Origin of the sequence: Vreelandella sp. F11 (assembly GCF_042466685.1) — a bacterium.
Classification (GTDB): Bacteria; Pseudomonadota; Gammaproteobacteria; order Pseudomonadales; family Halomonadaceae; genus Vreelandella.
Genome location: NZ_CP170448.1, coordinates 4,321,127 through 4,336,276 on the forward strand (window position 1 = coordinate 4,321,127; position 15,150 = coordinate 4,336,276).

The 15,150-nt window shown below is 57.0% G+C and carries 12 protein-coding genes; 6 read left to right on the forward strand and 6 right to left on the reverse strand.

What is annotated here, in order from left to right; translation table 11 throughout:
- Positions 1-188 precede the first annotated feature (188 nt).
- The gene (gene htc1, locus ACFIOZ_RS19765; RefSeq protein WP_386080671.1) at positions 189-2,180 is read left to right on the forward strand and encodes a methyl-accepting chemotaxis protein Htc1; all 1,992 of its coding nucleotides are present in this window, start codon (positions 189-191) and stop codon (positions 2,178-2,180) included.
- 117 nt (positions 2,181-2,297) lie between these two features.
- On the opposite strand, the gene katG is transcribed toward htc1, so the two are convergent.
- From katG to ACFIOZ_RS19790, 5 genes are all read right to left on the reverse strand, one after another.
- A complete protein-coding gene (katG, locus tag ACFIOZ_RS19770; protein ID WP_386080673.1) occupies positions 2,298-4,451 on the reverse strand; it encodes a catalase/peroxidase HPI in 2,154 nt (717 codons plus the stop codon).
- Between the two features lie 245 nt (positions 4,452-4,696).
- Positions 4,697-5,704: an aldo/keto reductase gene (locus tag ACFIOZ_RS19775; RefSeq protein WP_386080674.1), complete on the reverse strand. Its 1,008-nt coding sequence runs from the start codon at positions 5,702-5,704 to the stop codon at positions 4,697-4,699.
- Positions 5,705-5,735: 31 nt separating this feature from the next.
- Entirely contained in the window at positions 5,736-7,499 is a 1,764-nt protein-coding gene (locus ACFIOZ_RS19780; protein ID WP_386080676.1) for an ABC transporter transmembrane domain-containing protein, read from the reverse strand.
- A 163-nt stretch (positions 7,500-7,662) separates the two neighbouring features.
- Positions 7,663-9,105, reverse strand: a complete 1,443-nt coding sequence (locus tag ACFIOZ_RS19785; RefSeq protein ID WP_386080678.1) for an NAD(P)(+) transhydrogenase (Re/Si-specific) subunit beta — start codon at positions 9,103-9,105, stop codon at positions 7,663-7,665.
- 16 nt (positions 9,106-9,121) lie between these two features.
- Entirely contained in the window at positions 9,122-10,693 is a 1,572-nt protein-coding gene (locus ACFIOZ_RS19790; protein ID WP_386080680.1) for a Re/Si-specific NAD(P)(+) transhydrogenase subunit alpha, read from the reverse strand.
- 395 nt (positions 10,694-11,088) lie between these two features.
- Between ACFIOZ_RS19790 and pqqA the strand changes: the two genes are divergently transcribed.
- The 5 genes from pqqA (at position 11,089) to pqqE (ending at position 14,526) form a co-directional block, all read left to right on the forward strand.
- Complete coding sequence (gene pqqA, locus ACFIOZ_RS19795) at positions 11,089-11,160, forward strand: pyrroloquinoline quinone precursor peptide PqqA (protein WP_009722990.1); 72 nt, start codon at positions 11,089-11,091, stop codon at positions 11,158-11,160.
- 92 nt (positions 11,161-11,252) lie between these two features.
- On the forward strand, positions 11,253-12,176 hold the full coding sequence (gene pqqB / locus ACFIOZ_RS19800) for a pyrroloquinoline quinone biosynthesis protein PqqB (RefSeq protein ID WP_386080682.1): 924 nt from the start codon (positions 11,253-11,255) through the stop codon (positions 12,174-12,176).
- A gap of 28 nt (positions 12,177-12,204) precedes the next feature.
- Entirely contained in the window at positions 12,205-12,993 is a 789-nt protein-coding gene (gene pqqC / locus ACFIOZ_RS19805; RefSeq protein WP_386080683.1) for a pyrroloquinoline-quinone synthase PqqC, read from the forward strand.
- A 32-nt stretch (positions 12,994-13,025) separates the two neighbouring features.
- Positions 13,026-13,310: a pyrroloquinoline quinone biosynthesis peptide chaperone PqqD gene (pqqD, locus tag ACFIOZ_RS19810; protein WP_386080685.1), complete on the forward strand. Its 285-nt coding sequence runs from the start codon at positions 13,026-13,028 to the stop codon at positions 13,308-13,310.
- Complete coding sequence (gene pqqE, locus ACFIOZ_RS19815; protein WP_386080687.1) at positions 13,303-14,526, forward strand: pyrroloquinoline quinone biosynthesis protein PqqE; 1,224 nt, start codon at positions 13,303-13,305, stop codon at positions 14,524-14,526. The genes pqqD and pqqE overlap by 8 nt, the downstream gene beginning before the upstream one ends.
- A gap of 24 nt (positions 14,527-14,550) precedes the next feature.
- Here pqqE and ACFIOZ_RS19820 read toward each other — a convergent pair whose 3' ends face one another.
- Positions 14,551-15,147 carry a rhodanese-like domain-containing protein gene (locus tag ACFIOZ_RS19820; RefSeq protein WP_386080689.1) on the reverse strand — a complete coding sequence of 199 codons (597 nt, stop codon included), beginning with the start codon at positions 15,145-15,147 and terminating at the stop codon, positions 14,551-14,553.
- Positions 15,148-15,150: the final 3 nt, after the last annotated feature.

Consider the following 15,150-nt stretch of genomic DNA (forward strand, 5'->3'; position numbering starts at 1 on the left):
TCAGAAAAAATATTAGCTTAGCATTACTATATTAGATTAAAAATATTAAAAAAATGAAAGCAAGCGCATCATGCACCGCTAATGATTAGCGGTAGCAATATAACTCCCAGGGAACCATAAAACAGCCAGAAAATGACACTCACCCATATCCTCGTGATCTGCTTCTGGCCAACACTTCGAGGCAACAAATGAAAAAAATTTCTCGTCTCTCACTGACGCAGAAACTGCTGGTCGCGGTCGCTCTTCCTCTCTTAGCGGTAGCCATCATTTTAGGTTTTGTCGTCAATCAACAGCTTAACCAGGCCATTCCTGCGTTAATCGATAATGCCGGTAAACGGCAAGTAGAAGCACGGGCCGATGAGATCAGCCGATGGATTACAGGGTACCGCAATTGGATATCGGTGCTGGCTAAGGATGAACGCTTGGTCGAAGACGTGCCGCTTGCGTCGCACCGCGAATGGCTCGAAAAGCGCTATCCGCCGGGTGGCACCATCGAATCACTGTTCTTTACTGACGCTTCAGGCGCGACGCTAACCCACGCGGGGGTCAACTTGCAGATAGCCGAACGTCCTTATTTCAAAGCCTTAGTCACTGACGGCACCCAGGATAGCCTGCTAAGTGATCCGGTTATCTCCATGGTGAGCGGCCTGCCAACGGCTATTGTTGCTGATACGGTATTCGATGAACGCGGCAATCGAGCGGGATTGCTGGGCATGACCGTTTCCATGGCCGCGGTCTCTGATATCACCTCCGATATTAATGTGGGCGAAGGCAGCTACGGCTGGTTAATCGACAGCCAAGGGCAGGTCATTGCGCATCCGGTTGAAGAGTACCGCATGTCGCTCAATTACACCGATGCCGACCAGCAGGGCTATCAAGGGCTGGATGCGCTAAGTCAGCAGATACTCAGCGGCACGGCGGGCTCCGGTGAAATAACCATGCCCAGTGGCGAGCAGACCATGCTCATGTGGAGCCCAGTGGAAGGCACTTCCTGGGTGGTCGGAGTCACCGTGCCCATCACCGCCTTTACGACCGTGACGAACAGTCTACTGCAGTCGCTGCTGCTGGCCGGTGGGCTACTGCTGATCTTATTGTTGGTTGTGGTTGCCTATGCGGCGCGACGCTCCCTCGCACCGATCAAGCATACCGCTAGCGCCATGGCCGATATTGCCAAAGGAAAAGGCGATTTGACACGCCGATTGGAAGCCAAAACCCAGGACGAAATCGGCGATCTCGCCCACGGCTTTAATGCCTTTGTGGAGCGTATGCAGTCTACCCTTCAGGAAGTGCGCCAAAACGCTCGCACGGTACTATCCGATGCCAGCGACATGGCGGATGGTACCCATGAGCTTTCATCGCGTACCGAACAAGCGGCGGCTAATCTCCAGGAAACCTCCGCCTCAATGGAACAAATTCATTCCACGGTAGCGCATACGTCCCAGGCCTCCGAGCAGGCAAATAGTCTGGCGCTAGAAGCCGCCAGTGCCTCAGAGCGCGGCACCGAGTCCATGACTCAAATGGAAGCCAAGATGGCCGCTATCAGCGAGTCAGCCAATAAGATAAGCAACATTATTGGTTTGATTGACTCGATTGCATTTCAAACCAATATATTGGCACTCAATGCGTCAGTAGAGGCTGCCCGCGCCGGCGAGCAGGGCCGTGGCTTTGCTGTTGTAGCGAGCGAAGTTCGCACACTCGCCAGTCGCTCCGCATCCGCGGCGCATGATATTCGTGCGCTGATTGATATGTCCGTTAGCCACTCAAAAGAAGGCAGCGATATCGTCAAGGCGGCGGCTGAACGTATGAATGAGATTCGCCACAGCGTTACGCAGGTGTCGGATGTGATCGCAGAGATTGCAGCCGGTGCGCGAGAGCAAACCGCTGGCATTCAACAGGTCAACACGGCCGTGGCAGAGATGGATATGATGACCCAGCAGAATGCTGCCATGGTCAGTCAGAGCGCCACACTTGCCACGAACATGCGCGACAACGCACGCAGTCTCGATCAATTGATGAGTGAGTTTGTGCTTAATGAAGGTGGCGCTTCAGCCACCGCGCTGCCCTACACCACAACACACAAACAGCGTGCAGCAACAGGCACTGCATTACCTCAAACGCCTAGCCGCCAACCCCAGGCTGCACCGCAAAAGCATGCCGTAGCGGAGTGGGAAGAGTTCTAACTCCCCCCTAACCAATAAGGCTAAAAGGCACCCGCTTGGGTGCCTTTTAGTGAGCGCCTAATAAAAAACCCGCATCATTGATGCGGGTTTACTTGCTAGCACTATCGTGCGAGGTAGTTACGCGATGTCAAAGCGATCTGCGTTCATCACTTTAGTCCAGGCGGCAACGAAGTCTTTAACGAATTTCTCATCGTTGTCGTCCTGGGCGTAGACTTCTGCGTAGGAGCGCAACAGCGAGTTCGAGCCGAATATCAGGTCAACGCGAGAAGCAGTCCACTTAACGGCGTCGGTTTGGCGGTCGCGAATCTCATAGGTGTTACTGCCCACCGGCTTCCAGCTGTTGCCCATATCGGTCAGGTTGACGAAGAAGTCATTGGTCAACTGGCCTTCACGGTCGGTAAATACACCGTGCTTGGTGCCGCCGTAGTTGGTGCCGAGCACACGCATACCGCCCAGTAGCACGACCATTTCTGGCCCTGTCAGCCCCATCAGTTGGGCGCGATCTAGCAGCAGTTCTTCCGGCTTGACCACGTACTCCTTCTTCTGCCAGTTACGGAAACCATCCGCCAGCGGCTCTAGCGGCTCAAATGACTCACCATCAGTCATTTCGGCAGAGGCATCGCCACGCCCTTTCAGGAAAGGTACACGAACGTCATAACCTGCGGCTTTGGCGGCTTTCTCAATGGCGAAACTACCGGCCAGAACGATCACGTCGGCAAGGCTGGCGCCGGTGTCGGCAGAGATCTTCTCATACACTGCTAATACACTGGAGAGACGCGCAGGCTCGTTGCCTTCCCAATCCTTCTGGGGCGCCAAACGAATGCGGGCACCGTTGGCACCGCCGCGCATATCCGAACCACGGTAAGTACGTGCGCTGTCCCAAGCAGTGCTAACCATATCGCTGATGCTCAGGCCAGCCTCAGCGATTTTCTGCTTAACCACTTCTTCGCTGTAATCGGTGTTGCCAGCCGGAATGGGATCCTGCCAGATCAGGTCTTCAGCAGGCACTTCAGGGCCGATGTAGCGCGCTTTCGGGCCTAGGTCACGGTGGGTCAGCTTGAACCACGCTTTGGCGAAGGTTTTCTTGAAGTACTCTGGATCTGCCATGAATTTTTCACAGATCGCCCGGTAGGTTGGATCCATCTTCATGGCCATATCCGCATCGGTCATGATCGGATTATGGCGAATAGAGGGGTCGCTGGCGTCAACCGGCTTGTCCTCTTCCTTAATATCGATCGGTTCCCACTGGTGGGCACCGGCAGGGCTTTTGCGCAATTCCCACTCATGGCCAAACAGCAGGTCGAAATAGCCCATGTCGAACTTAGTGGGGTGAGTGGTCCAGGCGCCTTCAATGCCGGATGTCACCGCATTGCTCGCCTTGCCACCCATGGACGGGTTACCCCAACCGAAGCCCTGGTTTTCAACGTCAGAGGCTTCTGGTTCAGCCGCCAGTGCTGCCGCATCGCCATTACCGTGGCACTTACCTACGGTGTGGCCACCGGCGGTGAGCGCCGCGGTCTCTTCGTCGTTCATCGCCATGCGGGCGAAGGTTTCGCGTATCTGTTGTCCGGTCTTCAGCGGGTCGGGCACACCGTTAACACCTTCGGGGTTAACGTAGATAAGGCCCATCTGTACGGCTGCCAGCGGGTTTTCCATGGTTTCCGGCTTTTCAACATCGCCATAGCGCTCATCAGAAGGCGCTAGCCACTCTTTCTCATCGCCCCAGTAGATATCTTTTTCGGGTTCCCAGATATCCACACGGCCAAATGAGAATCCGTAGGCGGGTAGGCCCATGGATTCGTAGGCAACGGTACCGGCCAGGATCATTAGGTCGGCCCAGCTGATCTTGTTGCCGTACTTCTTCTTGATCGGCCACAGTAGACGACGCGCCTTATCGAGGCTGACGTTATCCGGCCAGGAGTTGAGTGGTGCAAAACGCTGGTTACCGGTACCACCGCCGCCACGACCGTCAGCAAGACGGTAGGTGCCAGCAGAGTGCCATGCCATGCGGATCATCAGCCCACCGTAGTGGCCCCAATCCGCCGGCCACCAGGACTGACTGTCGGTCATCAGCGCATGGACGTCCTGCTTGAGCGCGTCGAAATCGAGCTTTCTGACCTCTTCCCGATAGTCAAAATCAGCATCCATCGGGTTTGATTTGCGGTCTTGCTGGTGCAGGATATCCAGGTTAATCCCTTCCGGCCACCAGTCTTTATTCGACGTGCCCGTGGAGGTATTGCCACCATGCATTACAGGACATTTACCACTCATAGCTCTCTCCCTCTCACTTCATTTTGTGCTAGCTGCTTTTGTCTTGGTTGCATTCATCTTGAGCTACCAAGTCAACTGACGGTGAGCGTCCTTATCTGCGTGCTCAAACAGCCGTGCTCAAACAGCAACGTGTGAACACAGAACGCTTCTCTCACTTGGTACATTTTTAGCCCACAACCTTCATAGGCACAATTTACTTTTAGCGACCGATCTAATAGCTTTTATACATCGCTACTTTGCGTGCACTACCGTGACTCAAACTCTTCCGTATCGATGTCCGCTTGCTGCGCCTCACTGTAGCGCGCACCTGCCACTTGGCCTGGAGTCATCATGGCACTCAACTGAGACAAGGTAGTGACATCAAGGTGCAGTGTCTCTGCCGCTAAGTTTTCACGCATATGACCAGTCGAGCGGGTACCAGGAATAGGGATAATGTCCTGCCCCTGAGCCTTCAGCCACGCCAACGCAAGTTGCCCTGGCGTAACGTTCAAGGCCTGCGCCAGCACCGCCAGGCGTTCAAATAGTTTTAAATTTTGCGGGTAGTTGTCGGCACTAAAGCGCGGCATCTGTCGGCGCATATCGCCCTCTTCTAGGCGCGCCGGGTCTTTGATAGCGCCAGTTAAGAAACCACGCCCCAGCGGGCTAAACGCTACCAGAGCAACATCCAATTCTCGACACGCCTGAATCAACGCAATTTCAGGATTGCGCGTCCACAGCGAGTACTCTGACTGCACCGCAGCAATAGGGTACTCAGCCACCGCGCGGCGCAGCGTGATCGCTGATATTTCGGATAGCCCCACACCACCTATCTTGCCCTCTTCCGCCAAGCGCCCCAGCGCCCCCACGCTCTCTTCGATGGGGATTTGGCGATCCAAGCGGTGCAGGTAGTAGAGATCCAAATGGTCGGTACGCAGGCGCGCAAGGCTTGCTTCGCACTGCTTGCGCAGGGTTTCCGGGCGACCATCAATCACCCGCTTGCCCGACTCAGGATCCATGGCCATGCCACATTTACTGGCCAGAAAGAGCTGGTGCCGCTTGCCTTCCATGGCGCGCCCGACCACTTTCTCATTAGCCGTGGCGCCATACAGCGTAGCGGTGTCGAAATGGCGATAGCCCATATCAAAAGCCTCATCCAGCGCCCGTAGGGCTGCGCTTTCCGGCACGATGCTGCCGTAACCGTGGGAGAGGTTCATACAGCCCAGACCAATCGAAGGGGCGTTTACGGCGTTAAGGCGCTGAAAGAAGCTCGACATAGGGTTTCCCATCGTTAAAAGAACCGTTTTATTACGTTTCACCGCCAAACTGCAACGCTGCTAAATGACGATAGAGCGCGCTGGTGGTGATCAATTCCGCGTGGGTGCCCGCCGCGACTAGCTTCCCACCATCCAGCACCAGCAAGCGGTCAGCGGCAATAACAGTCGCCAGCCGGTGGGCGATCACGATACTGGTGCGGCCCACCATCAACCGATCAAGCGCCTGCTGTACCAGCCGCTCGCTCTCTGCATCCAAAGCACTCGTCGCTTCGTCCAACAGCAGTACAGCAGGATTTTTGAGCAGCGCTCGAGCAATAGCGAGCCGCTGACGCTGTCCACCGGAGAGCTGTACCCCTCCGGGGCCTAGGAGGGTGTCAAAGCCTTGGGGCAGTGCGTCGATAAAGTCGAGGGCACTGGCGTCCTGAGCGGCAGTGCGCAATCTATCGATATCCGCTTTCGCATCTCCGTAACGCAGATTTTCGGCCACCGAGCCACTAAACAGCACTGGCTCCTGGGCTACCAGCCCCATGGCGCCGCGCAAGGCAGCAAGATCTAGCGTACGGACATCCCTATCATCCAAGGTAATGCGCCCCTGGCTGGGGTCATAAAAGCGCAGCAACAGTGCCAAAAGCGTGCTCTTACCCGCCCCTGACGGCCCGACGATGGCCACCCGCTCCCCTGGCTGAATATGCAGATCAAATCCTTCGAGCGCTGCTGTTTCCCGCCCAGGGTAGGTAAAGGTGACGCTCTCCAGGGTAATCTCACCACGCAAAGGGTTGGGTAGGGCCTGGGGAGTCGCCGGCGACTGGATAGCGGGCTGCGTATCGAGCAGCTCCAATAAGCGCTCCGCCGCCCCTGCTGCACGCTGCACATCACCCGCGACTTCAGCCAAGGTGGCAATAGCCCCCGCCGCCAGCACGGCATAAAAAATAAATGCCGATAGCTCACCCGCACTCATGGTGCCGTCTAACACCGCCTGACCACCCTGCCAGAGCATTAAGCCCACGGCCGTAAACACCACCAGCATGGCGATACCGGTCAACCAGGCCCGCTGCTGGGTACGCTCCACGGCGCTGCTGAACGCCTGCTCCACGCGCTGGCCATAGTGGGTTTTATCCGCCGCTTCATGGGTAAACGCCTGGAGGGTTCGAATGCCGCTTAGCGCCTCCTCAGCATAGCGGCCCAGTTCGGCCACGCGATCCTGACTGGTGCGGGAAAGCCGCCGCACCCGGCGGCCGTACCACACGATAGGCAAGAGCGTGGCGGGGATACCTATCAATACCATCGCCGAGAGCCACGGCTGGGTGACCAGCATGAGCACCACGGCCCCCACCAGCATGAACAGATTACGCAGCGCCAGCGATACCGAGGAGCCAAACAGGCTCTGCAGTACGCTGGTGTCCGCTGTCAGCCGTGAGGCGATCTCCCCCGCGGCGCGGCCATCGCTGGCACTTTCGAAAAAGCTTGGCTCCAAGGTAAGTAAATGATCAAACACCCGCTGGCGCAGGTCAGCGGCCAGGCGCTCACCAATCCAGGTCACCTGGTAGTAGCGCAGCGCGGAAGCAAACGCCAGCACCGTAACCACGGCCAGCATCAAACCTAGCGATTGGGCCAGTGCCTGTTCATCCGAGGCCAAAAAGCCCTGATCAATCACCAACCGCAGCCCATTACCCAGCAGCAGTACGCTACCTGAGGCCATCAGCAACGCTAACCCCGCTAACGCTAAGCGAGTTTTGTAAGGGCGAAGCAGTCCCAACAGGCGCAGCAGCACCCGGGGGTTAGGGCGTTGATTCATGGTAGCAATTGCTCAACAGTGAAGGCGTTATCCGACCATAGCAGGAGTGCCGAAAGCATGCAGCTAGGGATAGATAGCTCCAGACAAAAAAAAGCCCGCGAATAATCGCGGGCTCAGTGCTCAATCTCTCTTAATCATTCGTCTTTAGTTAGCTTGCCCTCACCTAATCAATCAGCGGCAGCAGCGCATTTAAGCTATCCCGGGCATCGCCGTAGAACATGCGCGTGTTGTCCTTGAAGAACAGCGGATTTTCGATACCGGAGTAGCCAGTTCCCTGGCCGCGCTTGCTGACAAACACCTGCTTGGCCTCCCACACCTTCAACACCGGCATACCGGCGATGGGGCTGTTGGGGTCTTCTTCGGCCGCAGGGTTCACGATATCGTTGGAGCCAATCACGATCACCACGTCGGTGGTGGCGAAATCGTCATTGATTTCATCCATTTCCAGCACGATATCGTAAGGCACCTTAGCTTCTGCCAGTAGTACGTTCATATGCCCTGGCAAGCGGCCCGCGACCGGGTGAATACCGAAGCGCACGGTCTTGCCCGCTGCACGCAGTTTACGCACCAGATCGCTCACTGCGGTTTGCGCCTGGGCCACCGCCATGCCGTAACCCGGCACGATGATGACGCTATCCGCATCGTTCAGAGCGCTGGCTACACCACCGGCGTCGATGGCCACCTGCTCGCCTTCAATCTCTGCCGCCGGCCCTTGGCTGCCACCAAAGCCACCTAGAATCACATTGACGAAGTTGCGGTTCATCGCCTTACACATGATGTAAGAGAGAATCGCACCGGAGGAGCCCACCAACGCGCCGGTGACAATCAACAAATCGTTGGAGAGCGTGAAGCCGATAGCGGCCGCTGCCCAGCCGGAGTAGCTGTTGAGCATGGAGACCACCACGGGCATATCGGCACCGCCAATGCCCATGATCAGGTGATAGCCGATAAAGAAGGCAAGCAGAGCCAGCACAATCAGCGTCCAGAAGCCTGCACCGTTCAGGTAGAGAATCGCCAGCAGCAGCGACAGAACTGCCGCCCCGGCATTCAGCATATGCCCGCCAGGCAACTGACGTGGCTTGCCATCGACCTTGCCAGCGAGCTTGCCGAAGGCAATCACCGAGCCGGTGAACGTCACCGCACCGATAAAGATGCCCAGCACTACCTCGACTTGCAGGAACATCAGCTCATCGGGGGCTTTGGTGGCGACCAGCGCGGCAAACGCAGAAAACTCCTGCATAGCGCCATCGGCTGCTTGTGCCGCCAGTACCCGGCGGCGCTCTAAATCCGCGCTCCAGGCCACAAACACCGCGGCCAAGCCAACAAAGCTGTGCAGCGCTGCCACGAGTTGCGGCATTTCGGTCATCTCGACCTTGCCCGCCACGTAGACGCCGATACCGGCACCAATGACCATCATCGGGATCAGCCACCAGTAGCCACCGATACCCGGCCCTAATGAGGTAAAAAACACCGCCAGCGCCATACCCACAATGCCGTACCACACGGCCCGCTTGGCTTTTTCCTGGTTACTCAAGCCGCCCAGCGACAGAATAAACAGTACGCTTGCCGCGATCGCCGCGGCAGATACGAATCCTTGACCTAACATATCGTCTCTCCGCCGCTTAGGATTTTTGGAACATGGCCAGCATCCGGCGTGTCACCAGGAAGCCACCCACGATATTGATTGACGCGATAAGCACCGAGATTGATGCCAGCACGCCCACGATGGCACTGCCGGAGCCAATCTGCAGAATCGCCCCCAGAATAATGATGCCCGAAATGGCGTTAGTGACCGCCATCAGCGGTGTATGCAGCGAGTGGCTGACGTTCCAGATCACCTGGAAGCCGATAAAGCAGGCCAGCACAAAGACAATAAAGTGCTGCATAAACGACACCGGAGCCACTTGCCCCAACAGCAGCATCAGCGCGCCACCGACGGCCAATAGTCCCACCTGGCGCTTGGTTTGTGCTTTAAAGGTGGCGAGCTCAGCGGCTTTTTTCTCCTCTGGCGTGGGCTCCTTCTCTTTCTTCTTCGGCTTAGCAGCCGCAATCGCTTTGACTTTGGGCGGCGGCGGCGGGAAAGTTATTTCACCCTCGTGAGTCACCGTGGCGCCACGGATCACATCGTCTTCCATATTATGGTTGATCACCCCGTCTTTCTCGGGGGTTAGATCAGTCAACATATGGCGGATATTGGTGGCATAGAGCAGCGATGATTGCGTAGCCATGCGCGAGGGGAAGTCGGTATAGCCGACCACCACTACTCCGTTATCACTGACTACCCGCTCATCCGGTTTGGTGAGATCGCAGTTGCCGCCCTTCTCGGCAGCTAAGTCAATAACCACCGACCCTGGCTTCATGGCCTCAACCATATCTTCCAGCCACAGCTTGGGCGCAGGACGGCCAGGAATTAGCGCGGTGGTAATGACGATATCCACATCAGGGGCCTGCTCGCGGAAGCACTCAAGCTGCTTCTCACGGAACTCAGGGCTCGAAGGCGAGGCGTAACCACCGCTTTCAGAACCATCCTGGCTATCTTCGAAATCGAGAAACAGGAACTCGGCACCCATAGACTCGATCTGTTCAGAGACCTCGGGGCGTACATCAAAGGCGCGCACTACGGCGCCCAGGCTAGTGGCGGTGCCGATCGCCGCCAAGCCTGCCACCCCTGCACCGATCACCAGTACCTTCGCGGGGGGCACTTTACCTGCCGCCGTTACCTGGCCGGTAAAGAAGCGGCCAAAGTTGTTGCCCGCTTCAATCACCGCCCGGTAACCGGCGATATTGGCCATGGAGGAGAGTGCGTCCATCTTCTGCGCTCGGGAGATACGCGGCACCATATCCATGGCAATCACGGTGGCGCCCTGGGCCTTACACTTCTCCAGCAGCGCTTCGTTTTGCGCTGGCCAGAAGAAGGCAATCAGGGTTTGGCCTTTGCGCAGCCTCTCGGCTTCTGCATCAGAGGGCTCGCGGACTTTAATGACCACCTCGGCGTCGTTCCAGAGCGCATCCGCTCCTTCCACCACGGTAACGCCCGCATCACGATAAGTGTCGTCATTGAAGCCCGCCGCCAGACCAGCGCCGGATTCTACTAAGCACTCGTGGCCTAGCTTCTGGATCTGCTTGGCGCTCTCGGGGGTTAGCGCAACACGCGCTTCCCCCCGGGCACTCTCTTTCGGTGCACCTATTTTCACTCGTGTTCTCCTTTATTTTTTTCTGCTGCTGTTACCTTCCTACAGCGCCGCCATGCAGAGATTGGGCACTGCCCATTTTCGACGTTAGTCATAGCACCTGTTAGCCGTCTAGGATCTAACGGGGCGGCTACCAGATACTATTCAACCTTTGATTCAACTGGGTTGTTTAACTACAACATGGGCTGATTGAGGCTTCAAGCCCCACCAAAAAGAGCGAGAAAACTACTTCCAAAGTACCACAGGCAATTGGCTCTACCAGTGCTTTACTGAAGAAGCGGGCATGGCAATAACGCTTAACCGCTGATGGTACCCGCACCAACATGTGTAGTAGCACTTGTAACGACCGTTGCAATACCACTCACGACAACATGCTTAACAACGCAGGAGAGTGACTTATGTGGACGAAACCGACCTATCAAGATATGCGCCTTGGCTTTGAAGTAACGCTCTATATCTCTACCCGCTAACTTCTACTTACTGAGTCGTGCCCCCTGTCTATATCAACCCGCTCATACTAGGCAGGGGCTTTCACCGCAGCACCAACTTAAGAGTCCAGCCTATGCAGGTTATCGTTCTTGGGGCTGCCGCAGGTGGCGGCTTCCCCCAGTGGAATTGCAACTGCCCGAACTGCTTCCGCGCTCGCCAAGGCAGCAGCGACCATCAACCACGCACTCAATCAACCATTGCGTTAAGCATTGATGGCAAACGGTGGTTGCTCTGCAACGCCTCCCCTGACATTCGCGCCCAACTCAACGCCAACCCGGAGCTATGGCCTAACGCACTGCGTGGCAGCGGTATTCGAGGCGTACTGCTGGTGGATGCCCAGATCGACCACGTCACCGGGCTACTTTCTTTAAGAGAGGGCTGCCCACTGGATGTATGGTGCACGCCCAATGTACATAACGATTTATCTACTGGGTTTCCACTGTTTCCGATGCTCGAGCACTGGGGCGGGCTGCGCTGGCAGCCGGTTGGCTTGGAAGATCATCAGGAGGTGGTCGAGTTTTCGATTCCCTTCCTGCCGGATATCGCGCTTACTGCCTTTGCGCTACACAGCAATGCCCCACCCTATTCACCACGGCGCGGGGCTACTTCCTGTGGTGATAATTTAGGGCTGTATATTGTCGACCGCCGCAGCGGTAAGTCGCTGTGCTATGCCCCGGGGCTTGGCAATCCCACACCGCTGGCCATGCGCTTCTTACATGCCGCCGATGTGGTGATGGTGGACGGCACCTTGTGGGAAGACGACGAAATGCAGGCACTCGGCGTTGGCACTTCGACAGGCCAACAGATGGGGCACCTAGCGCTCCATGGCAATGGCGGCATGTGTGAGCTACTTAACGACCTGCCCAGCAGCACGCGGCGCATTTTGATTCATATCAACAACACCAACCCGATTTTAGACCGCTCCAGCGAGGCGGCAAAAACAGTTCAGGACGCAGGCATCGAAACAGCCTACGACGGTATGCAGCTCACGCTATAACCCTGTCGCCAATATTAGGAGATTGATCATGGCGCTAACCGCAATAACGCCCTGTGCTTCTGACACCCCGCTCAATCGGGAGGCGTTCCGTGAAGCGCTGATGAGTAAAGGGCAGTACTACCACCTTAACCACCCTTTTCAGCAGGCGATGGCCAACGGCGAACTTAGCCGAGAACAATTGCAGGGCTGGGTGGCTAACCGCTTTTACTACCAGCTAATGATTCCCCAAAAAGATGCCGCGCTACTGGCCAACTGCCCGGATGCAGCCATCCGCAGGCAATGGGTGCAGCGCCTGCTAGACCACGACGGCCACGCTGGCGATGAGGGTGGGATTGAAGCCTGGCTGGCCCTCGGTGAAGCCGTGGGATTACACCGCCATACACTGCTTTCCCAGGAGCGCGTGTTACCCGGCGTGCGCTTTGCCGTCGATGCCTACCGCCACTTCGTCGCCCGCGCGCCCTGGCAGGAGGCCGCGATCTCATCGCTTACCGAGCTGTTTGCGCCGCTTGCCCACCAAAACCGCCTGGATACCTGGCCCCAGCACTACCCGTGGATTAACGAGCAGGGCTATCGCTACTTTCGCAAGCGCCTTAGCGAAGCCCGCCGAGACGTCGAGCACGGCCTGGAAATCGCCTTAAGCGTGTGTACGACGGTGGCGCTGCAGCAACGTGCGCTGAACATCCTGCAATTCAAGCTCGATGTGCTGTGGAGCATGTTGGATGCCATGACCATGGCCTATCAGTTAGGCCGTCCGCCTTACCATACCGTTACCCGTGAAGCGGTGTATCACCGTGGGCTTGAGCACTCACTTTACTAGACCTTGATTGACGAGCGTTGGGGGAATTCAACATGGCACAGCAAGACATTTACCAACTGCGACGCGGCTGGCGGTTACAGTGGGAAGCCATTCAGGGCTGCCACGTCATTCTTTACCCCGAAGGTATGGTCAAGCTCAGCACGACTGCCGGAGCGATTCTTGAACAGGTTGATGGCCACCAATCCGTCGCCGACATTATCGCTACCCTGCAGCGGCGCTACCCAGGCGCGGAGACCCTAGCAGACGACGTCGTGCAGTTTATCGAGGAAGCACGTACCAACGGCTGGCTAGCCGCGAAGGAGGTTCACTGTGGCTGATACAAACGGGGTGAATCAAAGCACTGCTGAAGCGACCTCACCACCTTTATGGCTGCTGGCAGAACTTACCTACCGCTGCCCGCTGCAGTGCGCCTACTGCTCTAACCCGCTGGCCTTTACCCGCTACCAAAACGAGCTGGATAGCGAAGCGTGGTTTAGCGTGCTGCGCCAGGCCCGGGCCATGGGGGCGGCTCAGTTGGGTTTTTCCGGCGGCGAGCCGCTGATTCGCCAGGATCTGGAAGCGCTGGTACGCGAAGCACGCACGCTGGGCTTTTATACCAACCTGCTAACCTCCGGCGTGGGCCTTACTGCCCAGCGGGTAGACGCTCTGGCAGAAGCAGGCCTGGATCATATTCAGATTAGCCTGCAGGCTGCCGACCCCGAACTGGCCCAGGCGCTGGCCGGCTCTGCCAAGGCCCATGCCAACAAGCTGGCAATGGCAAAAGCCGTCAAAGCCGCTGGCTACCCCATGGTATTGAACGTGGTGCTGCATCGGCACAATATCGATCAAATTGGCGAGCTGATTGCCCTCTGTGATGAACTCGGTGCAGATGCTGTTGAGCTGGCCAACTGCCAGTATTACGGCTGGGCGTTTTTAAACCGTCAAGCGTTGATGCCTACCCGGGAACAGCTGGTACGTGCCGAGGCGGAAACCAACCGCTGGCGGGAAACCCTGGCGGCAAGGGGCCGCGATATGTCGTTGTTGTTTGTGGTGCCGGACTACTTTGAACAAGCGCCTAAGGCATGCATGGGCGGCTGGGGCAGCATTTTTATGACCGTTGCCCCGGATGGCGCCGTGTTGCCCTGCCATAGCGCCAGGGAACTGCCGATGGCGTTTCCCAACGTAAAAGAGACGTCGCTGCAGGATATTTGGTACCAAAGCGATGCCTTTAACCGTTTTCGCGGCACCCAGTGGATGCCCACACTCTGCCAGCAGTGCGACGAGCGCGATAAAGACCATGGCGGCTGCCGTTGCCAAGCGTATTTGTTAACCGGCGATATGAACGCTACCGACCCCGTTTGCCAGCACTCTCCCCAGCATGGGTTGCTAGAGAGCCTGATCGCAGAAAACGCCCAAAGCGCGCCAGAGCAAGCCCCCCTGATTCCCCGCAATGCCCGCCAATCAAAGCAGTTGCAAACAAAGCAGTTACAGAGCCAGGGTGGTTCAGCGGCGCCTTCGCCCCGCCAAACGCCCGAGCTGATTTATCGGCAATAAATCCATTTATCGGGAATAACCCCATTAAGGCTCGCAGGTGGCTCGCTCAGCATGGGCAGGCAGTTGCGGGCAAACAGCGGCTAATGAATGACCGCTCGCTTGCCAGCCATCCACCCCATTGGGGTACCAATAGAGCTCTTCATAGCCCATTGCCTCAGCGCGTCGGGCAGCATTCCAGGAAAGCCAGCAGTCGCTGCGGCAAAAGAACGCCAACGGCGCTGCCTCAGCGTTCTCACGCTGCGCATCGAGTGCTTGCGTGAAGTAATCACGCCACTCATCTTCCAAAGCAGGTGCACCCACGTTAGGCAGCCAAATACTGCCGGGGATCGTTAAGTGAGGCGTATCCTGCAGAAAAAGGCCGTCATGCCAGGTTAACGCGTAGACATCCACCAGGATGACCGACGACGAGTCCAGCAGCGCTTGAAAAGTATCGTCATCTAACGTGGTCACCCCAGGTAGCGGTGCAGTGACAGGGGCTTTAAATGGCGGTAACCGATAGCCTTGTTGGTTAAACGCCGCTGCAGGCACGTCAGCGCCCGCCACGCCGCTAACTATTCCACTTATCCACGCCAAACAAATGATATAGCGGCGCACAGAGTACGCCGGGTGTTGTGTCGGCATGAT

Excerpts from the sequence above, each read along its gene's own strand:
- pqqC (WP_386080683.1), top strand. The coding sequence starts at position 12,205 with ATGGCGCTAACCGCAATAACGCCCTGTGCTTCTGACACCCCGCTCAAT.
- katG (WP_386080673.1), bottom strand. The coding sequence starts at position 4,451 with ATGAGTGGTAAATGTCCTGTAATGCATGGTGGCAATACCTCCACGGGC.
- ACFIOZ_RS19820 (WP_386080689.1), bottom strand. The coding sequence starts at position 15,147 with ATGCCGACACAACACCCGGCGTACTCTGTGCGCCGCTATATCATTTGT.
- ACFIOZ_RS19785 (WP_386080678.1), bottom strand. The coding sequence starts at position 9,105 with ATGTTAGGTCAAGGATTCGTATCTGCCGCGGCGATCGCGGCAAGCGTA.
- pqqD (WP_386080685.1), top strand. The coding sequence starts at position 13,026 with ATGGCACAGCAAGACATTTACCAACTGCGACGCGGCTGGCGGTTACAG.
- pqqB (WP_386080682.1), top strand. The coding sequence starts at position 11,253 with ATGCAGGTTATCGTTCTTGGGGCTGCCGCAGGTGGCGGCTTCCCCCAG.
- htc1 (WP_386080671.1), top strand. The coding sequence starts at position 189 with ATGAAAAAAATTTCTCGTCTCTCACTGACGCAGAAACTGCTGGTCGCG.
- ACFIOZ_RS19775 (WP_386080674.1), bottom strand. The coding sequence starts at position 5,704 with ATGTCGAGCTTCTTTCAGCGCCTTAACGCCGTAAACGCCCCTTCGATT.
- ACFIOZ_RS19780 (WP_386080676.1), bottom strand. The coding sequence starts at position 7,499 with ATGAATCAACGCCCTAACCCCCGGGTGCTGCTGCGCCTGTTGGGACTG.